21 protein-coding genes are annotated in these 23,142 nt (G+C 63.4%); 5 read left to right on the top strand and 16 right to left on the bottom strand.

Annotation, left to right across the window (positions count from 1 at the left end; genetic code table 11):
• Position 1 precedes the first annotated feature (1 nt).
• The 12 genes from KY494_RS10495 to KY494_RS10440 form a co-directional block, all read right to left on the bottom strand.
• On the bottom strand, positions 2–2,293 hold the full coding sequence (locus KY494_RS10495; RefSeq protein ID WP_219890894.1) for a hybrid sensor histidine kinase/response regulator: 2,292 nt from the start codon (positions 2,291–2,293) through the stop codon (positions 2–4).
• A complete protein-coding gene (locus KY494_RS10490) occupies positions 2,290–2,976 on the bottom strand; it encodes a chemotaxis protein CheW (RefSeq protein WP_219136470.1) in 687 nt (228 codons plus the stop codon). The genes KY494_RS10495 and KY494_RS10490 overlap by 4 nt, the downstream gene beginning before the upstream one ends.
• Positions 2,977–2,985: 9 nt before the next feature.
• Positions 2,986–4,221 carry a protein-glutamate O-methyltransferase CheR gene (locus tag KY494_RS10485; RefSeq protein WP_219890893.1) on the bottom strand — a complete coding sequence of 412 codons (1,236 nt, stop codon included), beginning with the start codon at positions 4,219–4,221 and terminating at the stop codon, positions 2,986–2,988.
• Positions 4,218–4,673, bottom strand: a complete 456-nt coding sequence (locus KY494_RS10480; RefSeq protein ID WP_219890892.1) for a chemotaxis protein CheW — start codon at positions 4,671–4,673, stop codon at positions 4,218–4,220. Before KY494_RS10480 ends, KY494_RS10485 begins: the two co-directional genes overlap by 4 nt.
• Positions 4,674–4,677: 4 nt before the next feature.
• Positions 4,678–6,489 carry a methyl-accepting chemotaxis protein gene (locus tag KY494_RS10475; protein ID WP_219136467.1) on the bottom strand — a complete coding sequence of 604 codons (1,812 nt, stop codon included), beginning with the start codon at positions 6,487–6,489 and terminating at the stop codon, positions 4,678–4,680.
• A gap of 187 nt (positions 6,490–6,676) precedes the next feature.
• Positions 6,677–7,912 carry an argininosuccinate synthase gene (locus KY494_RS10470; RefSeq protein ID WP_071078781.1) on the bottom strand — a complete coding sequence of 412 codons (1,236 nt, stop codon included), beginning with the start codon at positions 7,910–7,912 and terminating at the stop codon, positions 6,677–6,679.
• A gap of 69 nt (positions 7,913–7,981) precedes the next feature.
• Positions 7,982–8,902, bottom strand: coding sequence for an ornithine carbamoyltransferase (gene argF / locus KY494_RS10465; RefSeq protein WP_219890891.1), 921 nt, complete (start codon positions 8,900–8,902; stop codon positions 7,982–7,984).
• A 286-nt stretch (positions 8,903–9,188) separates the two neighbouring features.
• Entirely contained in the window at positions 9,189–12,044 is a 2,856-nt protein-coding gene (locus KY494_RS10460; RefSeq protein WP_219890890.1) for an ATP-binding protein, read from the bottom strand.
• A 175-nt stretch (positions 12,045–12,219) separates the two neighbouring features.
• Complete coding sequence (locus tag KY494_RS10455) at positions 12,220–12,696, bottom strand: hypothetical protein (protein WP_219890889.1); 477 nt, start codon at positions 12,694–12,696, stop codon at positions 12,220–12,222.
• A 267-nt stretch (positions 12,697–12,963) separates the two neighbouring features.
• A complete protein-coding gene (gene rsgA, locus KY494_RS10450; RefSeq protein WP_096234426.1) occupies positions 12,964–13,869 on the bottom strand; it encodes a ribosome small subunit-dependent GTPase A in 906 nt (301 codons plus the stop codon).
• On the bottom strand, positions 13,866–14,231 hold the full coding sequence (locus KY494_RS10445; protein ID WP_219890888.1) for a 4a-hydroxytetrahydrobiopterin dehydratase: 366 nt from the start codon (positions 14,229–14,231) through the stop codon (positions 13,866–13,868). Before KY494_RS10445 ends, rsgA begins: the two co-directional genes overlap by 4 nt.
• Positions 14,228–15,508 (bottom strand): M48 family metallopeptidase, encoded by a 1,281-nt coding sequence (locus tag KY494_RS10440; protein ID WP_096234427.1) that lies wholly within the window; start codon positions 15,506–15,508, stop codon positions 14,228–14,230. Before KY494_RS10440 ends, KY494_RS10445 begins: the two co-directional genes overlap by 4 nt.
• A 56-nt stretch (positions 15,509–15,564) precedes the next feature.
• On the opposite strand from KY494_RS10440, the gene orn reads away from it, so the two are divergent.
• A complete protein-coding gene (orn, locus tag KY494_RS10435; protein ID WP_219890887.1) occupies positions 15,565–16,173 on the top strand; it encodes an oligoribonuclease in 609 nt (202 codons plus the stop codon).
• Positions 16,174–16,264: 91 nt separating this feature from the next.
• Here orn and KY494_RS10430 read toward each other — a convergent pair whose 3' ends face one another.
• Together KY494_RS10430 and gcvA are read right to left on the bottom strand one after the other, a co-directional pair.
• Positions 16,265–16,627 carry a hypothetical protein gene (locus KY494_RS10430; protein ID WP_219890886.1) on the bottom strand — a complete coding sequence of 121 codons (363 nt, stop codon included), beginning with the start codon at positions 16,625–16,627 and terminating at the stop codon, positions 16,265–16,267.
• Complete coding sequence (gcvA, locus tag KY494_RS10425) at positions 16,624–17,568, bottom strand: transcriptional regulator GcvA (RefSeq protein WP_219890885.1); 945 nt, start codon at positions 17,566–17,568, stop codon at positions 16,624–16,626. The genes KY494_RS10430 and gcvA overlap by 4 nt, the downstream gene beginning before the upstream one ends.
• Before the next feature lie 317 nt (positions 17,569–17,885).
• On the opposite strand from gcvA, the gene KY494_RS10420 reads away from it, so the two are divergent.
• The 3 genes from KY494_RS10420 to KY494_RS10410 all read left to right on the top strand — a co-directional run bounded on the left by KY494_RS10420 (position 17,886) and on the right by KY494_RS10410 (position 20,300).
• Positions 17,886–18,785 carry a DMT family transporter gene (locus KY494_RS10420; RefSeq protein WP_219136459.1) on the top strand — a complete coding sequence of 300 codons (900 nt, stop codon included), beginning with the start codon at positions 17,886–17,888 and terminating at the stop codon, positions 18,783–18,785.
• Positions 18,786–18,978: 193 nt separating this feature from the next.
• Positions 18,979–20,073 carry a hemin-degrading factor gene (locus KY494_RS10415; RefSeq protein WP_219890884.1) on the top strand — a complete coding sequence of 365 codons (1,095 nt, stop codon included), beginning with the start codon at positions 18,979–18,981 and terminating at the stop codon, positions 20,071–20,073.
• Positions 20,061–20,300, top strand: coding sequence for a hypothetical protein (locus tag KY494_RS10410; protein ID WP_219890883.1), 240 nt, complete (start codon positions 20,061–20,063; stop codon positions 20,298–20,300). Before KY494_RS10415 ends, KY494_RS10410 begins: the two co-directional genes overlap by 13 nt.
• A 97-nt stretch (positions 20,301–20,397) precedes the next feature.
• Here KY494_RS10410 and KY494_RS10405 read toward each other — a convergent pair whose 3' ends face one another.
• Together KY494_RS10405 and KY494_RS10400 are read right to left on the bottom strand one after the other, a co-directional pair.
• Positions 20,398–20,808 carry a hypothetical protein gene (locus KY494_RS10405; RefSeq protein WP_219890882.1) on the bottom strand — a complete coding sequence of 137 codons (411 nt, stop codon included), beginning with the start codon at positions 20,806–20,808 and terminating at the stop codon, positions 20,398–20,400.
• 433 nt (positions 20,809–21,241) lie between these two features.
• On the bottom strand, positions 21,242–21,940 hold the full coding sequence (locus KY494_RS10400) for a UPF0149 family protein (protein ID WP_219890881.1): 699 nt from the start codon (positions 21,938–21,940) through the stop codon (positions 21,242–21,244).
• A gap of 103 nt (positions 21,941–22,043) precedes the next feature.
• Between KY494_RS10400 and KY494_RS10395 the strand changes: the two genes are divergently transcribed.
• Positions 22,044–23,057 (top strand): serine/threonine protein kinase, encoded by a 1,014-nt coding sequence (locus KY494_RS10395; protein WP_219136455.1) that lies wholly within the window; start codon positions 22,044–22,046, stop codon positions 23,055–23,057.
• The last annotated feature ends 85 nt before the right edge of the window (positions 23,058–23,142 follow it).

The following is a 23,142-nucleotide window of genomic DNA, read 5'->3' as shown; positions in this document are numbered from 1 at the left end:
CTCATAAGCTGGCATCTCCTATCAGGTCGGCCACCGCGTCGAGCAAGGTCTCGTCGTGGAAGCTGCCTTTGGTCAGATAATAATCGGCGCCGGCGGACAGGCCGCGCGCGCGGTCTTCCGGGCGGTCCTTGTACGAGACGATCATCACCGGCAGCTTGTGCAGGTGCAGGTCCTTCTTGATCAGCGAGACCAGCTCGATGCCATCCATGCGCGGCATGTCGACGTCGGTGATCACCAGGTCGTACTCGCCGCTGCGCACCACGTTCCAGCCGTCGATGCCGTCGATGGCCACGTCGACCTCGAAGCCGCGCGCCAGCAGCAACTTGCGCTCCATCTCGCGCACCGTCAGCGAATCGTCGACGACGAGGATGCGCTTGGCGCGGCGCTGCTGCGCGTGGCCCGCCTGCGCCAGCTGGTGCAGGCCGCCCTCGTGCAGCAGTTTGTCGATCGACAGCAACAAATCGGGCACGTCGAGGATCAGCACCGGCTCGCCGTCGTCGAGCAGGGCGGCGGCGGAAATGTCGCGCATCTTGCCGAAGATCGGATCGATGGCCTGCACCGCCAGGCTTTGCTCGCCGCGGATGGCGTCGACCACCAGCGCATAGCTCTGCTTGCCGCGCCCGATCACCACCACCGGCAAATCGTCGGCGCTGCCGGGCGTTTCGCCCAGCTCCAGCACCTGCGCCGCCGACACAAGGCCCAGATGCTCGCCCTTGAGTTCAAAGAATTGCTTGTTTTCCAGGGTATGGATGGCCGCTTGCGGCACGCGCACCACGCTTTCCACCTTGACGATGGGGATGGCGTAGGCCTCGCCCTGGATGTCGATCACCAGCGCGCGCACGATCGACTGCGTCAGCGGCAGGGTAATCAGGGCGCGGAAGCCCCGCCCCGGCTCCGATTCCAGGCGCACCGTGCCGTTTTGCTGGCGTATCGTCTCGTGCACGATATCGAGGCCCACGCCGCGTCCGGACAACTGGTTGGCCGTCGCTTTCAGGCTGAAGGCGGGCAGGAACAGGAATTCCAGTAGCTCGCCCGGCGACAGCGCGGCGGCCATGGCGGGGCTGGCCATCTTGCGCTCGATGACGGACTGGCGGATTTTTTCCAGGTCGACGCCGCGCCCGTCGTCGCTGATCTCGATGCTCAGCATGCCGGCGCGGTGGCGCGCTTCCATGCGTATCGTGCCCATTGCTTCCTTGCCCGCGTCGATGCGCTCGTACGGGCCTTCCATGCCATGGTCGATGGCATTCCTCAGCATGTGGTTCAGCGGGCTTTCGATCTTCGCCAGGATGTCGCGGTCGACCAGCGTGTCTTCGCCGTCGATCTCCAGCTGCACTTCCTTGCCCAGGCTGCGCGCCAGGTCGCGCACCATGCGGGGAAAAGCATGGATGCCGTCGCGGAAAGGACGCATGCGCAGGGCCAGCACTTCGTCGACCATGCCCTGCGAGACGGCCAGCAGGCGCCGCTCATAGGTTTCGATGTCGGCGATGTGCTCGAGCATGAACTGCTTCAGCGGCTGCGTCTTGTGCAGCGCCAGCAGGGACCTTTCCATCAGGCCCGGATCGCCCGAGCGGGCAATGGCCTCATGCAGGTGTTCGATGGCGGAAAACAGACTGCTCTGGTTGCGCTTGAAGCGCTGCAGCGCGCCGATGAACGGGTGCATCTGGTGCGCATTGATGCGCGATTCGCTGGCCAGCGACAGCAGTTTGTCGAAGTTCTGCGCCTGGGTCTTGGCTGGCGCGGCACCGGTACGCGGCGCCGGGGCGGCCGTTTCCGCTTCCTCTCCCGCCAGGCCGCTGGCCACGGGGGCCTGTGGTTCGGCCGCTTCCGGCGGCAAGGGAGCTGGCGCGGGCGCCGAGGGCAGGGCTGGCAGCTCCGGCAACTCGGCGATGCCGGCGATGGCGTTCAGGGTCTGGTTGATCTGCGTCGCGTTGGCGGCCAGCCACGCTTCGGCGCCCGCATCGTCCAGGCGTGACAGTTGCACGATCAGGTCGACGCCCGACAGCAGCACGTCGACCCGCTCCGGCGTGAGTTTCAAGCGGCCATGCTGGGCGGCGACAAAGCTGTCTTCCATGCCGTGCGCCAGTTGCACCACCACTTGCAGGCCGACGATGGCGGCGGCGCCCTTGATCGAGTGCGCCGCGCGCATCATCGATTCGACGGCGGCCGCGTCGCCCGCATGGCGCTCCATGGCCAGCAAGCCATCGGTGAGAATCTGGGTCTGGCTGTCCGCCTCCATGCGGAACAGGTCCAGCATGGAAAAGGCACTCAGGTCGCCGTACTGGTCCTGGCTCATCGTAATAGTCTCGCAAGTTGAAAGCCGATCAGCGCCGTGTCGAGGCAGCCGATGCGCATGTCGCCCTCGGTGATGACACAAGACAGGAAGCGCGACAGGCCCTTGTTGATGGTGGCCGCAGGCGTTTGCACGCTGCCCGACGCGTAGCGCACGATGCCGTGCAGGTCGGCCACGGGCAGGGCATAGGCTTGCTCTTCCCAGCGCATCAGCAGCAGGCGCGCAAACGTGTGGCGGCCGCGGGCCGCGGGCGCACCCTGTTCGTCGATGCCCAGCAAACTGGCCAGCGACATGCACGGATACAGCTTGCCGCCGATATTGACGATGCCAGACAGGCCGCGCCCGCTGCGGTGCGGCAGCACGTGCGGCTTCGCTTGCGGCGCCACGGCGTCGAACACGCGCGTGGGCAGCGCCAGCCATTCGCGGCCGATGCGAAACACCAGCGCCGAGCTGTCGCGCACTTCGCCGCCCGCATCGACCTGGCGGAAGTGGCTGGCCCAGTCGCGCCGGTAGTGTTCATCCACGGGCCGCTGCAGGTTGCGCTGGGCGGCGCCCGCATACACGTCGCAGTTGCGGCAATGGACGTTGGCGGGCAGTTTGGGACAGCTCTGGTCGCCGACCACGCCGATATGGTTCCAGCAGTCGTCGATGCTGGCGAGGGACTCGGTGGCGATGAGATTGGTCATGCGTGCCCCTTAGTTGGACGCCTGGCGGCGCTGGTAGATGCGCGCCGCGCGCGCCTTCAGGGTGGCGGCGGCCGTGTGGTTGCCATTGCGTTCTGCCAGCAGGGACAGGTGGCACAGCGCCTCGTAATGGTCCGGTTGCAAATAGATGCAGCGGCGCCAGTAGTCGTCGGCCAGGTCCATCTTGCCGGCCAGTTCATTGATCATGCCCAGCATGAAATACGCTTCCGCCGCTTCGGGTACGCGGGCCAGGTGGGCGTGGCATTTTTCGCCCGCTTCGCGCAACTGGCCACGGTCGGCCAGCAGGCGTGCCTCGGCCAGCAGATCCGCCGGTGGCTGCGGCGCCTGCACAGGTACGGGGCGCGGACGCGCCGCCGGAGCAAATGCGACGCGGGCCGGCGCGGGCCGTGGCGCGGGCGGCACGCTGCGCAGCGCGCGCGTCGGCGGCGGCAAAGCGGCCACCTGGATCACGGCGGCCGGTGGCGTGGCTTCCTTTTTCAGCGCGAAGGCCTGGCGGAACTGCAGCGTCGCAAAGCCATTCTGGCAGAACGAGGGCACTTCCGCATAGCCGGCCAGCAGCATGCCGTCGTCGGCCAGCAGGGCGGACAGATTGGCGATGGCCGCGCGCGTGGTCGGCTTGTCGAAATAAATCAGCAGGTTGCGGCAGAAGATGACGTCGTAATGGCGGCTGTAGGTGGCGGTATCGAACTGCAGCAGGTTGCCCTGCCTGAAGGTCACCTGTTCGCGCAGGGCTTCGATGAGGCGGTAGGCTTCATCGGCCACGTGCGTGAAATACCGTTCGCGGAAGGCCACGTCCTGCGCGCGGAAGGCGTTGCGGCCATACACGCCCGCCTGCGCCCGTTCGATGCAGCCGGGACTGAGGTCATACGCATCGATGCTGAACGCCTGTTTCGGCACGCCGCCGTCGCGCAGCGCCATGGCCATCGAATACGGTTCCTCGCCGCCCGCGCACGGAATCGAGAGGATGCGCGTGGCGCGCCCGCGTGCCCAGCGTTCCTGCACCAGTTCGACGGTGGCGTAAAACGCCTGCGGATCGCGGAACAGCCACGATTCGGGCACCACCACCAGTTCGATCAATTGGGTCATTTCGGCCGGCGTGAGCGCCCGCAGGTAGGCTTCGCTGTCGCTGAAGCCCGTCTGCTCCATGCGCTGGCCGACGGCCCGTTCGGCCACGGCTTTGGAGACGGACAGGCCGGTCGCGCGGCGCAGCAGGGTTTGCGCCGTCATGCCGCGCTCGCGTCTTGAAACAGCAGCGCGCGCACGTCGGGCGGCAGCAGGTGTTCCAGTTCGACCAGTTGCACGATGCCGTCGGCGTCGCTGGCCACCTGGCCCAGGAACGGCGCCGTCGCCACGCCGCTGTCTTCAAGCCCTTGCGGGTCGATGTCGGCGATGCCGCGCACCTGCGAGGTCATCAAGCCCAGCGCATGCGTGGCGCCGCCAGGCGTGCGGTAGTCGACGATGACGATGCGCGTGTCGAACTGCGCGGCGGCGGCCGGCAGCCCGGCCAGGCGCGACAGGTCGATCACGGGCACGGGCGTGCCGTGCAAGTCCATCAGGCCGGCCACATAGTCTGGCGTGAGCGGCAACTGTTTCAGTTCCAGCAGCGGCAAGACGCGCACGATGCCGGCCAGGGGCAGGCCATAGCGGTCGCGTCCGATGTGAAAGAGCAGCACTTTCATGGGATCAGATGGTGACGGCGAAGGTCGAGACGCTCGACTGCAGGTCGCCCGCCGCATATTGCAGCTGGTGCACCGCCTCGCTGGTGGCTTTCAAGGATTCCACCGTTTGCTGGGTGGCGTCGTTGAGCTGCATCATGGTGTCGGAAATCTGCGACGCGCCTATCGCTTGCGACTGCATGCCTTGCAGCACGGCGTCGAATTGCGGCGTGAGTTTCTGCACCTGGTCCATCACGGACGACAGCTGCTCGGCCACTTGCCGCACTTCGCCCACGCTGCGTCGAATTTCCTCAGAGAATTTATCCATGCCCATCACGCTGGCCGATACGGCCGACTGCATTTCCTTGAGCATTTGCTCGATATCCCAGGTGGAAACAGAGGTCTGGTCGGCCAGGCGGCGAATTTCCGTGGCCACCACGGAGAAGCCGCGGCCCGCTTCGCCCGCTTTTTCCGCCTCGATGGCGGCGTTCAGCGAGAGGATGTTGGTCTGGTCGGCCACCTTCGTGATGGTGATCAGGACGCTATTGATATTGCTGGCCTTTTCCGACAGGGCGGCCAGCTTGGCGTTGATGGAATCGGTGGCCGAGACCATGTGCTGCATGGTCGAATCCATGCGCTTGAGGTTGTTTTGCGCTTCGGCCGTGGCATTCGTCGTGTAGTCGGCCACGGCCGTGGCGTCTTCCATGGTTTTGAGTAACTGGCTCGTATTGGCCGAGATTTCCTTGGTGGTGCTGAGAATTTCCACGCTGGTTTGCGCCTGCTCGATGCCGGTCGCTTCCTGCTGGCGTGCCGAGGCGGCGATTTCCGTGGCCGACGTCGTCACCTGGATGCCGGCCTTTTGCACATTGTTGAGCAGGCTGCGCAGGTTTTCGAACATCTTCGCCAGGCCGTTGCCCAGCTGACCGATGGCGTCGCTGCCCGTGATGCTGACCTTGCCCGTCAGGTCGCCCGAGGCAGCTTTTGAGACCACTTCCAGCAGCGAATCGACCTTGGCCCGCAAGCTGTTGGTCGCGGCCAGTTCATTGGCCTGGTTGTCCTGGATGGTTTGCGCCATGCGGTTGAATTCTTCCGTCACCTTGCCCAGCTCGTCGCGCGAGAGGATGGCGGCGCGCGCGTTCTGTTCGCCGGCGGCGATGCGCCCGACGGCATCCGTCAGGTTGTTCAGCGGACCGAGGATGGAACGGCCCAGCAGATAGGAAATGCCCAGCGCCAGCACGACGCACAGCAGGCCGCCCAGCGCCAGGGTCAGCAGCATGGTTTCCTGCAGCCTGGCGGTGGTGGCCGTGCGTTCGGCCAGCAAACGGGACTCTTCGGCCGCCACTTCGTCGAGCAGCTTGTTGGCTTGCGCAACGGCCGGGTAGCCGGTCGGCGGCATGCTGCGCGCCACCGCTTCCGTGGCACCCGGGCCATTGCCCAGCGCGCGGCGTTTTTCGATCAGCGGATTGATCCAGTCCTTGACCCAGGTCGTGGTCAGCTGGTCGATCTTGCGGAAGCGTTCCGACTGCTGCTTGTTGTCGACCGTCATGGCGATGGCTTTTTGCGTGTGCTGGTTCAGCACTGCCGTCTCGTCCGTTTCCGGCGTCAGTGAGGCTTCATTGCCGGTCAGGATGAAACCGCGCACTTCCACCTGGATTTGCAGGATGGAATTGTGGATCTTGTCGATCTCGACCAGCACGTCCATCGTGTGGCGGTCCCATGCATTTGCTTCCGACAGGCGCGAAAAGCTGTTGTAGGCGACGCCCAGCAGGATCAGGATGATGGCCACGATGGAGCCGAAGCCCAGGTACAGTTTATTCTTGATACTCAGGTCTTTGAACATGGGGGCTCCGGAAGCGGGAAGTTTCGACTAAATTGCACTGTAGCATTTTGCCACGGGGACAGCAAAACGGGGGGGGGATACGGGAGTTGCAGGGCCGTAAATCGCGGCCGAGTGCGTTTCAGACGTAAAAAAGCCGCCCGTGGGCGGCTTTCGCTTGGCGCGGGAGGCGGTGCCGCCCGGTAAGCAATTATTTCTGGCCGCGTTTTTCGCGGGCGATGGCGGCGATGCGCATGCGCAAGGCGTTCAGTTTGATGAAGCCGCCGGCGTCGGCCTGGTTGTAGGCGCCGCCGTCTTCGTCGAAGGTGGCGATGTTCATGTCGAACAGCGAATCCGTTTTCGAATCGCGCGAGACGACGATGACATTGCCTTTATACAGCTTGATGCGTACCCAGCCGTTCACGGTTTCCTGCGTGTGGTCGATCAGGGTTTGCAGGGCGACGCGCTCGGGCGCCCACCAGTAGCCGTTGTAGATCATCGACGCGTAGCGCGGCATCAGGTCATCTTTCAGGTGGGCCACTTCGCGGTCCAGGGTGATCGATTCGATGGCGCGGTGGGCTTTGAGCATGATGGTGCCGCCCGGGGTTTCATAGCAGCCGCGCGATTTCATGCCGACGTAGCGGTTTTCCACCAGGTCCAGGCGTCCCACGCCATGCTTGCCGCCAACTTTGTTCAGTTCGGCCAGCACGGTGGCGGGCGACATGCGCACGCCGTTGATGGCGACGATGTCGCCTTTTTCGTATTCGATGTCCAGATATTCCGCTTCGTCCGGCGCCTTTTCAGGGCTGACGGTCCAGCGCCACATGCTTTCTTCCGCTTCGGCGCTCGGGTTTTCCAGGTGACGGCCTTCAAAGCTGATGTGCAGCAAGTTGGCGTCCATCGAGTACGGCGCGCCGCCGTTCTTGTGCTTCATGTCGATGTCGATGCCGGCGTCTTCCGCGTACTTCAGCAGCTTTTCGCGCGACAGCAGATCCCACTCGCGCCATGGGGCGATGATTTTCACGCCAGGCTTCAGCGCGTAGGCGCCCAGTTCGAAACGCACCTGGTCGTTGCCCTTGCCGGTCGCGCCGTGCGAGATGGCGTCGGCGCCGGTGGCGTTGGCGATTTCGATCAGGCGCTTGGCGATCAGCGGGCGGGCGATCGAGGTGCCCAGCAGGTATTCGCCTTCGTACACGGTATTGGCGCGGAACATCGGGAAGACGAAATCGCGCACGAATTCTTCGCGTACGTCTTCGATATGGATGTTTTCCGGCTTGATGCCGAATTTGATGGCCTTGGCGCGCGCCGGTTCCAGTTCTTCGCCCTGGCCCAGGTCGGCCGTGAAGGTGACGATTTCGCACTGGTAGTTATCTTGCAGCCATTTCAGGATGACGGAGGTGTCGAGTCCGCCGGAATAGGCCAGGACTACTTTTTTAATGTCGCTCATATTGCTTCCAGTTGTCGTTGTCGATGTATGTATTGCGATGCTGCCAGAATGCTTGCAGTGCCTGGCGAATTATTGGATTTTACCCAGTAACAGGTATTCGATCAGCGCTTTTTGCACGTGCAGACGGTTTTCCGCCTCGTCCCACACCACCGATTGCGGGCCGTCGATCACCTCGGCGGCCACTTCCTCGCCGCGGTGGGCGGGCAGGCAGTGCATGAACAGGGCGTCGGGCGCGGCGCGGGCCATCTTCGCGCCATCGACGATCCAGCCGTCGAAGGCGGCGATGCGGGCCGCGTTTTCCGCTTCGTAGCCCATGCTGGTCCACACGTCTGTGTTGACCAGGTGCGCGCCTGCACAGGCGTCGGACGGGTCGGCGAAGAAGGTGTAGCGCTCGGTCTTGACTTGCGACAAGTCGATGTCGTAGCCCTGCGGCGTCGATACGTTGACGTGGAAGCCGAACACTTCGGCCGCCTGCAGCCACGAGTACAGCATGTTGTTGGCGTCGCCGATCCAGGCGACGACCTTGCCGGCGATCGAGCCGCGGTGTTCGATATAGGTGAAGATGTCGGCAAACACCTGGCACGGGTGGTGTTCATTGGTCAGGCCATTGATCACCGGCACGCGCGAATTGGCGGCGAAACGCTCGATGATTTCCTGGCCAAATGTGCGCACCATGATGATGTCGCACATGCGCGACATGACCTGGCCCGCGTCTTCCACCGGCTCGCCGCGGCCCAACTGGGAATCGCGCGTGTTCAGGTAGATGGCGGCGCCGCCCAGCTGGTGCATGCCGGCTTCGAACGACAATCGCGTGCGGGTGGAGTTCTTTTCAAAGACCATCACCAGGGTGCGGTCGATCAGTGGATGGTAGATTTCGTAATTCTTGAACTTGCGCTTGATCAGATGGGCGCGTTCGATCACATATTCGTACTCTTCCAACGTGAAATCGGAGAACTGGAGGTAGTGCTTGATCGGTTTTTTTATCGACATAATGACCACTTGAAGATGCGCAGGCCGCCGGCGGCGTGCCTTTCCCGCCGGGTTGCATCAGCGTACAACATCTCGTCTGATGACTGCCTCGCCCGGCGCGCTGCTGTGTTGATCGGTGCCCGTGCCTGTTTGTCGCGCGGGTCGATGCGGTTTGCCAAGTTGTAAATCATGCAATGGCAGGGACTTCAGCCATTCAATTATAAGGGTTTTGCTTTTAGATTGGAAAGACTGGCCGGACGGGTACTTGTGTAGACAAGTACCCGCGTCCAGCCTGGCTCTTGCCCGCTCAATAGATGTTGGCCGGGGTGGCCGCATCGATCTGCGGCGCCAGCAGTGGCAGATCGAGCGTGAAACGCGTACCGGAGGAGCTGCTGGCCACCTGGATGGTGCCGCCCAGCAAGGCCGTGACGATGTTGTAGCTGATCGACAAACCGAGGCCGCTGCCGCCCTGGCCCAGCTTGGTAGTAAAGAAGGGGTCGAAGATGCGCGACAGATGCTGTTCGGCGATGCCGCCGCCATTGTCTTCGAAGACGATCCGCACGCGCGCCCCATCGGGCGTGGCGGACAGGCGCATGCAGCCCGCGCCGGCGCCGCCATCGTTGGGCGCGGGAGCGAACGCGTGCAGCAGGGCGTTGTTGATCAGGTTGGTGATCACCTGGCCGAACGGGCCCGGATAGCTGTCCATGGCGATGCCGAATGCGATGTCCGTCTCGATGCGGTGGCCCGAGCTGCGGATGCGGTTCATGACGGTGGCGATGATTTCATTGCTCACCTGTTGCAGGTCAAACTGGCGCCGCTGTTCGGTGGTGCGGTCGACGGCCACCTGCTTGAAGCTGTTGACCAGGTCGGCCGCACTGTGCAGGCCGCGCATCACCAGCGCCGACGCCTTGGCGGCATCCTCGATGTAGGCGGCCAGGTCGGAGCGGCGCAGGCCGGGGCCGTTCATCAGGCGTTCCACGTCTTCCGTCTTTTGCTGCATGGTGCTGGCGATTAATAAACTGTTGCCGATCGGGGTATTGAGTTCATGCGCGACGCCGGCCATCAGGGAGCCGAGGGCAGCGAGTTTTTCCTGCGACACCAGTTGCGCCTGGGCATCTTGCAGCTGCCGGTAGGCGCTGGCATTGTCGAGCGCGATGGCGCCGTACGCGCACAGGGTGCGGAAGATCAGCCGCTCGCGTTCGCCGTAGGCATGGGCATCGCAAGCCTGCACCGTCATCACGCCCAGCACGCGCTCGCCCACCGTCAGGGGCACGTACAGCACGCTCTGGTTATGCAGGGTGCCGGGCACCGTGTAGGCGTGGCGCTTGGGCGGTACCTGGTCGATATACACTTCGCGCCGGCCCAGCAGGCAGCGCACGGAGTAGGCGCGCGGGTTGCTCAGGGGAATGGCGTTGTCGGGCAGGGGACGGCCCGCCTCGATGCCGTGCGCGCGGCGCAGCGCCGTGCCCGCCGCGTCGAGCATGTAAACGGCGAAGGTGTTGACTGGCAGCAAGGCATGCACGTGGCGGTCGAGCACCTGGAACACGGCGCTGGCGTCCAGGTGGGTGGTGATTTCCTGGCCGATGGCCGACAGCCGTTCCAGCGTGTCGCTGGTCTGTTGCAGCACTTCGGCGCGGCGCGCTTCGGAGGCGGCCAGTTCGCGGTGGTGATAGCCTTCCGAGCGCGCATGTTCCGTCTGGTGGTAGACCTGCATGGCGGTGGCGCGGTTGCTGGCCTGCTGGGTGTGGCTTTTTTCGCGCGCCACGCCCGCATCGAGCGCGATATCGTAGGCGCGCGCATAGTCGCCCGCATGCGCGTATTCGCGCGCCAGCGCATCGAGCAGTTCGCCGGGCGGCACATAGCCGTCGATGGAAGAGGCTACCTGCAGCGCCTGGTGCAGGAAATGCAGGGCCGGATTGCGTTCCTGCATGCCTGCCGGCGGCGGTAGCTCGTGGCGCGCATGCAGCATGGACAAGACGCGCAGCGCCGCCACCTGGTGCATGGCGTCACCCTGCGCCGTGGCCAGCTGCCGCGCCCGCTCGGCCGCCTGCAATGCTTCGTCCGGGCGGTCCAGGTAAGACAGCGCATGGGCGCTGCCGCGCTGCGCCATGCTGCGGAAATCGGCCTGGCCCAGCGCTTCGGCGCGTTGCGCCAGGCGGCTGAAGGCGTCGAGCGCCGTGTCGTAGTCGCCCTTGTCCAGGCTCAGTTCGCCCAGATGGAACAGCGCGTTGGCATACGTGCGCGCACCCGACATAGGGGCCAGGATGTGCAGCGCTTCGCGCAGCAAGTCTTCGGCGGTGGCCAGGCGTCCCAGCTTGCGCATGGTTTCGGCCGTATGCGTCTGGCAGGCGCCGATGCTGCGCGGCCAGCCGGTGGGGCGCGCCAGGTCCAGCGCGCACTGCATCCATTCGAGGGCCGATTCGTTGTCGTTAAGGCTGGAGAAACAGTCACCGATATTGATGGCGGCCGTGATGGCGCCGCGCAGCTGGCCGCTTTCCAGCGCCGCTTCATAGCTTTGCATGTAGTGGCCGGCGGCCGCGCCCAGGTCGCGCGACGTATGCGCCAGCAAGCCACGGAAGTCATGCACCCAGGCGGCCAGCGGCGCGGGCAGCTTGCCGCTGGCGCCGTCGGCCTGGAAGTGGCCGCCCCAGCGCGCCTGCGCGGCTGGCGCATCGCGCAACACGGCCCAGCGCGCCGAGGCCGCGTCGGCCAGGCTGGCGCGCATCGCATCGCCGGCGCCGCGCGCTTGCTGCGCCGCGGCCAGCAGTTCGGCATCGCAACGGGCATGGTCGCCCCGGTCGACGGCGATCGAGGACAGCAGCCAGTGGGCGTCGGCGCAGCCGACGGCGTCGCCGTGCGCGTCGCAGGTGGCGCGTGCCGCCATGGCCAGGCTTTCCGCGGAGTCGAGCGCGCCTTGCAGCCACGCTACTTCCGCCTGCACCAGTTGCAGGCGCGCGCGCGCCTGTTCCAGTGCTGCCGCTTCCTGGCCGCCCAGCGGCAGCAGCAGCAGCGCTTCCTCGCTCAGCGCAATTGCTCTGGTGCAATCACGCTGGCGCAAATGCCAGGACAGCAACAGCAGCAGCGGTACGCGCCCGGCGCCGCGCAACGGCAGCAATGCGCTTTCCCACTGCGCTACGTCATGTTCGAGCGCGAACATTTCCATTCAAGCATTCTCCCTGCAAACAGTGGCGCCAGCCTGCGACCGCACAGGCCATGTGTCATCGCATTGTAAGCTGCATTCAGGGGAATTGTTCAGTGTGCCTGTCAGAATTATTCATCCGGCATGGCGCCACCGGCGGGGGCGATTTGCCCCCGGCATTCGATGCCGGCCCCGGCGCTTAGCGCGACACGAGGCGGATGCTGTCGCTGCCAGCCGCGGTGCTGGCGCTGCCAGCCGCGGTGCTGGCGCTGCGCATGTCGGCACGTAGGCGCAAGCCGGGCAGGAGCTGGGCGTCGTCGATCACCACATGCTCGCCTTCATTGCTGAAGACGAAGGTCGCGCCCTTTTTGCTGACAAACTGGCCGGGCCCGGTGGGATAGATTTCCACGCTGGGCTTTGCCTGCCATTCACGGTCGTCGATCAGGCGGCCAAAGAAATGGTTGCCCTGCTGCTGGACTTCCAGCCGTTGTCCATTCGACAGGCGGTATTGCTGCTCGATATCGAGGGCTTCCTGTGCCGTGACGTGATAGTAGGAGCCAGAGGTCACGCGCACGCTGTCAGCGGTTTGCGGTGCTGCGGCGGTTTGCGCCTGGGCCGTGCCGCCGGCAAGGGCGAAGATAGCGGCGAGGAGGGGGAGTAAGCGTTTGGTATGCATGACATTCACCTTCGATCAGGATGACAGGATTGGTTAGAGTTAGATCGTGTGGTCGCTGGCGGGTTTCCGGCAGGGACTGGTGTCAAGTTAGCAAACGCACCTGGCCGTCGCCAGTGGCAGGCGATGGAAGGCAGGTTTGACGCGCTGAAATGCCTGAAACGGCGGATGAACGGTTTTGGGATTAAAGTCGGAAGGCGGGCTCGGCAGCGAAATTAAATTTTGCCTGCCGAGGTTTTATTGCTGCTTTGTTTGTGCTGCCGCGTATGGTTAATACAGCGTCTGCGCCGATTCGTGCAGCAGTTGGCCATACAGGGTATGGCGCATCTTGGCGATCTTGCCTTCAGACAATGCTTGCAGGATGGCGCACTGCGGCTCGATCAGGTGGCGGCAGTTGTAGAACTTGCAGCCACCCAGGTAGGGCTGGAATTCGCGGAAGGCCCGCTCCAGCATGCCTTCGGACAAGTGGTACAGGCCGAATTCCTGGAAGCCGGGCGAATCGATGATGGAGCTGTTGGCGCCCAGTTCGTCCAGCTTGTACAGCCGTGTAAAGGTCGTCGTGTGCTTGCCCGTGTCGAGCGCGGCCGAGATTTCGCGCACGGCGATGTCCGCGTCCGGCACCAAGAGGTTGATCAGCGACGATTTGCCCATGCCCGACTGGCCGATCAGGATCGACGACTGGCCCGCCAGCAGCGGCGCCAGGGTGGCCACGGCGTGCTCGGGTTCGGCGCGCGCCGACACTTCATCGACGGGATAGCCCATCGAGGAATACGGCAGCAGGCGTTCGCGGGCGCGCTCCAGCGAGGCGGTCACGTCCGTTTTATTCAGGATGATGCGCGCCGCGATGCCGGCCGCGTCGGCCGCCACCAGCGAGCGCGAGATCAGGTCGTCGGCAAAGCCCGGTTCCGTCGCCACGACGATGAACAGCTGCGTCAAATTGGCCGCCAGCAGCTTCGATTTGTACTGGTCCGAGCGATACAGCAGGGTCTTGCGTTCCTCGATGCGGTCGATGACGGCCTGGTCGTTGGAGGTGCGCGTCAGGTGCACGATGTCACCTACGGCCACATTGGTTTTCTTGCCGCGCGTCACGCATTGCAGCTTGGCGCCGTCCACGTCGGCCAGGTAGTGGCGGCCGTGGGCGGCGATGATGATACCCGTCAACTTGCCTTCGCTCATGGGGCCACCTGGCTGCTCTGGTAAATGAGGTCGGCCTTGGCGGCGCAGATGAAGTCGTTTTCGGACAGGCCGCCGGCGCCCTGGTTGACCGAGTGCGTGTCGTAGCGCACGGCGCAGGTTTTGTAAGTAATGATGAGCTCCGGATGGTGGTCTTGCGTATGGGTCATATAGGTCAGGGCGTTCACGAACGCCAGGGTCTGGTAGTAATTCTTGAAGCCGAAGTCGCGGCACAGCTTGCCATTTTGCAGCGACCACCGGGGCAGCAGGGCGTGCAGGGTGGCGATGTCCGTGTCGCCCAGCGCCTGCTGGCGTGGCGAGCAACTCAGTTGGGCCAGGTCTTGCGAAGTCGATGGCGTATTCATGTCGTAGCCCCTTTCAGGTGGCGGATGCGCACGCTGGCCGGCGGATGCGAGTCATAGAAGGCCGAGTGCAGCGGGTCGGGCGTCAGGGTCGACGCATTGTCTTCATACATTTTTACGAGGGCCGAGACCAGGTCGTCCGCCTGCGTGTGCGTGGCGGCAAAAGCATCGGCTTCGAATTCATGCTTGCGCGAGCTCAGCGAGGTCAGCGGTCCCAGCAGGAAAGTGAAGACGGGCAAGGCCAGCATGAACAGCAGCAGGGCCAGCGCGTCCGTCGGCTGGCCCGTCAGTGCAAGGGTGACGGGATCGATGCCCAGGCCCGCATAAAACCATGGCTGCGTCTTCAGGAAGCCCAGCAGCGCCAGAAAGCCCAGCGAGATGACGAACATCATGGCGATGCGCTTGACGATGTGCTTGAGCTTGAAGTGACCCAGTTCATGCGCCAGCACGGCTTCGATTTCCTGCGGCGCCAGGCGCGACAGCAGGGTGTCGAAGAAGACGATGCGCTTGTTGGCGCCAAAACCCGAGAAATACGCATTGCCATGGGCGCTGCGCTTCGAGCCGTCCATCACGAACAAGCCTTTCGAAGCGAAACCCACGCGCTGCATCAAGCCTTCGATGCGGCTTTTCAAGGATTCGTCCGCCAGCGGCGTGAATTTGTTGAACAGCGGGGCAATAACTGTAGGAAACAGCACCATCATCAGCAACTGGAAGCCGCTCCAGACGAACCACGCGTACAGCCACCACAGGTCGCCGGACTTGGCCATCAGGGTCAGCACGACCCAGATCAGCGGCAGGCCGATGGCCGCGCCCAGGCCCACGCCCTTGAGCATGTCCGTGAAGAACAGCTTGCGTGCCATGGTGTTGAAGCCGAAACGTTGTTCCAGCACGAATTGGCGGTAGTAGTCGAAGGGCAGGTCGATCAGGCCGGAAATGGCGGCGAAGGCGGCGATCAGGCCGATCTGGTACAGCATGGGCGAACCCGCCCCCATCCACTCATTCAGGGACAGCGCCAGCCACTGCAAGCCGCCCAGCAAGGTGAAACCGATCAGCACGGCGTAGTTGACCAGCAAGGTCAGCAAGCCGAACTTGGTTTTGGCCACCGTGTAGTCGGCCGCCTTCTGGTGCGCGGCCAGCGGGATTTTTTCCGCGAATTCGGGTGGGACTGCGGCGCGGTGCGCCAGCACGTGACGGATCTGCCGCGAAGCGAGCCAGAAGCGCACGGCGAGGGTCAAAACGAGGACGGATACAAACAAAATCGAAAACGCGAGTGAATACATTCTGTGCCTGTGAGAAAATGGCTGATTATTTAGTTTGATTAGGCCAAGAGAGAATTATGTCACAAGCGACCGACTTAACTGCACCCACCTCTGCATCCACCCCCGCACCGATTGTTCCGGCACGCCCAAATGAGATGAACCTGGTCTGGGTCGACATGGAAATGACGGGCCTGGAGCCCGATACCGACCGCATCATCGAGGTGGCGGTGGTGGTGACGGACATGCACTTGAACCTGCTGGCCGAAGGCCCCGTGTTCGTGATTCACCAGTCGGATGAAACCCTGAACAAGATGGATGCCTGGAACAAGGGCACGCACGGCCGCTCCGGCCTGATCGACAAGGTGAAAGCGTCGACCGTGACGGAAGCGCAGGCGGAAGCGGAACTGATCGCGTTCCTGAAGAAATACGTACCGGCAGGCAAGTCGCCCATGTGCGGCAACACCATCGGCCAGGACCGCCGTTTCATGGTGCGCGGCATGCCGAAGCTGGAAGCATTCTTCCACTATCGCAATGTTGATGTATCGACACTCAAAGAGCTGTGCAAGCGCTGGAAGCCGGAAATCGCCACCGGTTTCAAGAAACACCAGAAGCACACGGCGCTGGCCGATATTCTCGAGTCGATCGAAGAACTGAAGTACTACCGCGAGCATTTCATTAAATTGTAATGGTGTTGTCGGGTTACGTGCGACGCGCTAACCCGACCTACGGGTCATTGCAACCGCTGGCGCAGGTCGGCGTAGGTCGGCGTAGGTCGGGTTAGCGCCTTGGCGCGTAACCCGACACAGCCACCTCAAAGGCAAGGCTGTGCCAATCCCCATCCTCATCCTGCCATTCCAGCGCAAACGCTCCCGTTTGCCGTAAAGCCGTGATCCAGCGCACTTCGCCCGGCGGGCGGAAATATTCCACGCACTGGCCGAACGGCTGCTCCAGCCGGCACAGCACCAATCCCTCGCCCGCCACGGCGCACCATTGCTCATGGATATCGATCAGGGCCACGGCCGGGTCGCCATAGAATTCGCCCAGGCTGGCTTGCCGTCCATCGGCGGCCATCACCTTGGCCAGTTCGTATTCGTGCTGGACAATATAGTCGGCGCTGCGCGCCAGTTCTCTGTTCGTCATGCGTTCTCCACGGTGGGCCAGACGGTTTCCTGGTCGGCGCGCGCCTCGGCGATCAGCCATTCGCAGAATGCATGCACGAGGGGCCGGGTTTCCGCCTGGGGCGAGCGCAGCAGGTAATAGCAGTGGGGGCCGCGCACCGCGTGTTCGAACACGCGCACCAGGCGGCCCGATCTTAAATCGTCGCCGATCAGGGGGCTGGCCGCAATGGCCACGCCCTGGCCGCTGGCGGCCGCGTCCAGGCATAAATACGTGTGCGAAAAGCGCGCGCCGCTGTTGCCGCTATTGCCGCTGTAATGCACGCCGCAGCTGTGCAGCCAGCGCGTCCAGTCGATTTCGCCGGGCAGGTGCACTTCCGGCTCGTCGTGCAGCAGCGGATAGCGCAGCAGGTCGGCGGGCTGGCGCAGGCTGGCCGCGTTGGCGCGAAAGCCGGGACTGCAGACGGCGGAAAACCATTCTTCCATTAATAAATCCACTTTCAGGCCCGGATAGCGGCCCGGTCCCAGGCGGATGGCCACGTCCACGCCGTCGCGCGCCAGGTCGACCGGGTGCATCAACGCCAGCACGCGCAGTTCGATCTGCGGGTAGCGGTCGCGCAGCCGGCCCAGGCGCGGCATCAGCCAGCGCGAGACGAGCGAGCTGGTGGCCGTCACCGTCACCACCTTGTCATCGCCCTGGCGCCGCGCCTGCTCGGAGACGTCGGCCAGCTGGTTGAGTATCGGCCCCAGCGAGGCCGCATAGCGCTGGCCGGCGCTGGTGAGCACCACGCCGCGCGGCATGCGCTGGAACAGCACCACGCCCAGCCATGCTTCCAGCTGTTTCACATGGTGGCCGATGGCGCCGGCCGAGACGTGCAATTCTTCGCCCGCGCGCTGGAAGCCTTCATGGCGGGCGGCCGCCTCGAAGGCGTGCAGGGCGGCGAGCGGGGGCAAGGGACGGGACATGGCACTCTTCAAGGGAATTGAGCCTCAGTAATATTCGGCCTATCCGTGAAGAATATTGGTTTGTTCCATTTTGCGCAAGCGAATATGATGCCGTCATCGCGTGAAGTGACCCGCAATAGGATTCACGCATGCATTTCACGTACGCATCACCTTCCAGCCTTGCTTGGCATTAATATTTACAACGCCTGGGAAAACCGTCGCGAGCGGCAGTGATTTGTGGCTGAGAAGCGCAACCGTACTTCAGTACGGTGAGCATCGCCGGCCGCAAAGCGCGACGCGCAGCAGGTTTGCCCTGGCGTACTCAAAGAGGTTTAGTCATGTCTGATCGCCGCGCCGTTGCGCTGGTGTTGCTGTCGGCTGCTGGTTTCGGCAGTTCCGCCGTGTTTGCCAAGGCGGCCTATGCGTCCGGGGTCAACCCGTCGACCATGCTGGCCTTGCGTTTCGTCATCGCCGCCATGCTGTTGCTGCCGCTCGTGTGGCTCGGTGGCTGGCGCTTGCCGCGCGGCCGCCTGCTGGCCGGCTACATGCTGATGGGCCTGATGTACACGGCCCAGTCGCAAGGCTATTTCAATGCCCTCATGTATGCCAGCAGCGGCCTGTGCGGCATGCTGCTGTATGTGTATCCCGTGCTGGTCACCATCCTCGCGCTGGCGCTGGGCTGGGAAAAGCTGGACCGCCGCATGCTGGTGCTGATGGCGCTGGCGATCGCCGGCATGGCCATCACCCTGGGCGGCAAGCTGCAGGGCCAGCCCATCGGCATCGCGCTGGCGCTGATGGCGGCCGGCGTGTACGCCGTGTACATCCTGTTTGGCAACAGCCTGTCGAAAAGCCGCGAGAATATTCACCCATTGGCCGCCTGCGTGGTGATCCTGGGCACGGCTGGCCTGTCGAATACTGCGATTGCCCTGTGGCAAGGCGTGGCTTTGCCGGGCACGGCGACGGGCTGGCTGGCCGTCAGCGCCATCGCCCTGTTCTCGACGGCGATCGCGATTGCCGCCTTCTTTGCCGGCGTGGCGCAGATCGGCGCGGCCAAGGCATCCATCATTTCCACGTTTGAACCTGTCATCACGATGGCGTTCGGCGTGACCATGCTGAAAGAAACCGTGAGCGGCACGCAATTGCTGGGCGGCGCCATGGTGCTGGCCGCCGTGGTCTTGCTGGCGCAGCGTCCGTCGCCCAAGGCGGCGGCCATGCCGGCCGTGCAGGCCAGCGCCTGATCCTGTTTTCCTGAACTGATCGGCTGTATCGATCGGTCTCCTTTGGCGCCGCGACGGGTTTCCTGTCGCGGCGCTTTTTTTATGCGCGCACAAATAAGACTTGATTGCGAATGATTCTCATTTATAATTAACGTCAATTTCCCCACCACCAGCCAGCCCATGCCAGCCAGTGTTCGCCTTGAAAGGAGACACCGTGTCGAGCACGTTCCCCATTTGCAATACCGAGCTGGTCGCCAGTGAATTTGCCCGCCTGCGCCGCGAAAAGAAGGCCCGCCACCGCGACATCGCCGAGGAACTGGGCATAGCCGAAGGCGAGCTGATCGCCGCGCATGCGGGCCTGTCGCTGGCCGATGGCGCCTTGCTGGGCGCCGAGCGCCTGCAGGCCGACTGGCCCGCCATCGTCCAGGCGCTGGAGCCGCTGGGCGAAGTCATGGCGCTGACGCGCAACGCCTCGTGCGTGCATGAAAAGACGGGCGTCTATCGCAAGGCCAGTCACAACAACCATGTGGGCCTGGTGCTCGGTGGCGACATCGACTTGCGCGTGTTTTATCGCCACTTTGCGCATGGCTTTGCCGTTCGGGAGATGGGTGAGAAGGAAGTGCAGCGCAGCCTGCAATTCTTTGATGCGGCCGGTCATGCCGTGCACAAGATTTTCCTCAAGCCGCAAAGCGACCTGGCCGCCTACGACGCGCTGGTGGCGCATTTTGCCGACGCGGACCAGGCGGCCGGCATCGCCGTGACGGCGCCGGTGGCCCCGCCAGCGGAACTGCCCGACGCGCAGATCGACGTGGCCGGCTTTCGCGCCGCCTGGGCCGACTTGCGCGACACGCATGAGTTTTTCACCGTGCTGAAAAAATATGCGGTCTCGCGCCTGCAGGGCCTGCGCCTGGCCGAGCCGCGCTTCGTGCAGCAGATCGACAAATCCTGCGTGCTCGATCTGCTCAACGATGCCGCCCTCGAAAAGGTGTCCATCATGGCCTTCGTCGGCAATGCCGGCATGATCCAGATCCATTCGGGCCCCGTGCACAAGATCGCCGTGATGGGGCCGTGGATCAATGTCCTCGATGCGCGCTTCAACCTGCATTTGCGCGAAGACCATATCGCCAGCGCCTGGGTGGTGAAAAAGCCGACCGTCGACGGCCTGGTGACGTCCGTGGAACTGTTCGACGCGAAGGGCGACACCATCGTCATGTTCTTCGGCGAACGCAAGCCGGGCGTGCATGAGCTGTGCGAATGGCGCCATATCGTCGACAGAGTGGCGCAAGAGGGCGAACTATGCGCCGCATGATCGCCGCCAGCGTGGCGCGCCGCATCGCGCTGAAAAAGATGGGGAGCGTGAGTGCAGGCACTGGCCTCAGCCTGCAGCATACGCACGATGAGCCGCAGCGTGCTCGCCGCGTGGCTGGCCCGCAAGTCGCGCAGCTTGCCGCCGTAGGCGCCGAAAAACACCTCGCTGGCGCACAGGCTGAAGGTGTGTTCCAGGTGGCTGCGGGTCGGCTCAGCGCCCGGAGGTGAAGACGGCGTGCGCCTGCTTCACAAGGGTGCGGCTGATGGCCGGCGCGCTTCCTGCAGTGGCAATGCCGATCTTGAGGCCGGACGGACGTCAGGGGAATTAGTCTTTTGCCTGCCTATCCATGCATGCCGGGGTCGGTGCCAGCTCCGCCTTGGTGCATTGCAGGGCGATGCAGCGGCTTTTGCTCGCCTCATCGGTACTGTCTTCACAAGTCTGCAATGCCAGCAAACTTTCGGCTAATAATTTTTTGGATAGCTTAAGCTCATCCTCGGTGACAACGCGTTCATTTTCTGCCATGGAAAGTGCTTGAGCCGGGATTGCTTGTGGTGGCGCTATTTCTTCGTTCGTCACGATGACATTCTTTAAACGCGGAGCGGCGGACGGGGGTGGTATCTGCGTGAAGCTTGCGGCAGGCTCTGTCTCTGTAACCAGGCTCTTTGCCGAGGGGGCTTCCGTATCCGTTCGTGGGCCGAACGCTACAAAACCGATGATAACAACACCGAGCATCATCAGGCTCCTGGAGAGGAGCCTGCGCATGGAGTAGCCCATGCCGGAGCGGCCTATACTTGAGAAGCCAATATTGCGGTTCCCGCAGTTGGGACACTTTATTGATCGGTCTTTCCCTCTTGGGAACCACGTATATTCGCAATCCATGCACTTGTTTTCTATCCGCTTTGTAGTACTCATTTTCTACTGAGTCCCCCGTAGTAATAGCAAGACAGGCTGGAATTTTCATGACGTGAAGAGGACAGGCCAGGGCATGGAACGGGCTGGCATGCGTTGTCCTGCAGCACAAATGGCGGCACGAATTATTCTTGATTATAGACAAGTGAAAAGGCTGGCGCAATCGCGTGGCAACAACAGTGGCGGCGAGCGAATGGGGAGGGCTGCGAGGGAGAGAAATGCGCCGGGACAGTGCCCGGCGCAGGGTAACGCGAAGGTATTACTCGGCTGCCGGCTCGGCGCCGCAGCATTTCTTGAACTTCTTGCCGCTGCCGCAAGGGCAGTCGTCGTTGCGGCCCACTTTCGGCTCGTCGCGCTTCATGGTTTGCACCGGTGCCTTGCGGCGCGGTACCCAGAAACGGTGGATGGCCGGCAGGTTCGCTTCCAGTTCCTGCGCCAGCTTGTGCGCCTTGACCGGGTCTTCCACCAGTTTCAACTCTTCTTCCTTGATTTCGTCGGCGCCCAGCAGGTAGATCGGCTGCATCAGCGCGGCCACTTCGGAATCCCAGATTTCGTTCCACGAGCCAGGACGCAGTTCCATGCCGTCCCAGAAACCCCAGCACCAGGCTTCGGCGTCGATCAGGGTCTGGCCTTCGTAGTCGTGTTCGACGAACAGGGCTTCGAATTCCTTCGGCGCCACTTCAAACGTCACCAGCACTTCGTTCATGAAGCGCATGATCAGGTTGACGATGCGTTCTTCTTCCTTGCTGTTCTTGAATTTCGGTGCATCTTCGGCATCCTCGCCCCACACGCGCGGCAACCACTCGGCTGGCATGATCGGTTCCGGACCGATGGCCACGGCCGTCAGATAGCCGTGCAGCATATCCATGGTCATCGCGTCTTCGGAGCAGCGCTCCGACAACAGGAATTGGTCTAATTCGTCGAATTCTTTTTCTGATAATGGCTGTTCGAGTGACATGGCTTGCTCTTTGATGAAATGTAAGGCGCCAGTATACGCCTTGCGGCGCTTCATCACCGAAGTGTTTGCACCGGCGGCGCGCGCGCGCCTTACAATGTCGCTCATGCACAATGAAAACCAGCCGCACGAGGACGACCGGCCCGTCCATCCATTTTCCGCCCTGAGCCCCGATTGCGTGCTCGACGCCCTCGATAGCGTGGGCTTGCGCGGCGATGGCCGCCTGCTGGCCCTGAACAGCTATGAAAACCGCGTCTACCAGGTGGGCATCGAAGACAGCGCGCCCCTGGTGGCGAAATTTTACCGCCCCGCGCGCTGGAGCGATGCGGCCATCCTGGAAGAGCACGCGTTCGTGTCCGAGCTGGTCGAGCGCGAAATCCAGGTGGTGCCGGCGCTGGAAATCAACGGCAGCACCCTGCACCAGTACCAGGGCTTCCGCTTTGCCGTCTTCCCCCGCCACGGCGGCCGCGCGCCCGAGCTGGACGATCCGGCCACCCTGGAATGGATAGGGCGCTTCATCGGCCGCATCCACGCCGTCGGCGCCCTGTCCACGTACCAGGAACGGCCGGCGCTCGATCACCAGACGTTTGGCGTCGAGCCGCGCGAATTCTTGTTGGAGGGCAATTTCCTGCCGCCCGAACTGCTGGCCGCGTATTCCAGCGTGGCGCAGCAGGCGCTCGATGGCGTCAAGCGCTGCTATGACCGCGCGGGCGACGTGGCCGTGCTGCGCACGCATGGCGACTGCCATGGCGGCAACGTGCTGTGGACGGACGCCGGCCCCCATTTCGTCGATTTTGATGACAGCCGCATGGGCCCGGCGATTCAGGACCTGTGGATGATGCTGTCGGGCGAGCGCGGCGACCAGGTGCGCCAGATGAGCGACATCCTGGCCGGCTACGAGGATTTCTGCGATTTCGATCCGCGCCAGTTGTACCTGGTCGAAGCGCTGCGCACCCTGCGCCTGATCCATTATTCGGCCTGGCTGGCGCGCCGCTGGGACGACCCCGCCTTCCCCGTCGCCTTCCCGTGGTTTAACACGCAGCGCTATTGGCAGGACCGTATCCTGGAGTTGCGCGAGCAGGTGGCCTTGATGGATGAAGCCCCCCTGTGGCCTATTTGAACTAAACGCAAGAAGAGGGCCGTAAACGCCCCTCTTCTTGCCGCGCTGATTTGCAGGTGCTTACTCGATAATGGTGCTAATAAAT

Origin of the sequence: Janthinobacterium sp. PAMC25594 (assembly GCF_019443505.1) — a bacterium.
Taxonomy (GTDB): Bacteria; Pseudomonadota; Gammaproteobacteria; order Burkholderiales; family Burkholderiaceae_D; genus Janthinobacterium.
Note: the sequence above shows the minus strand (reverse complement) of the source record. Positions and strands in the feature narration are given on the sequence as shown.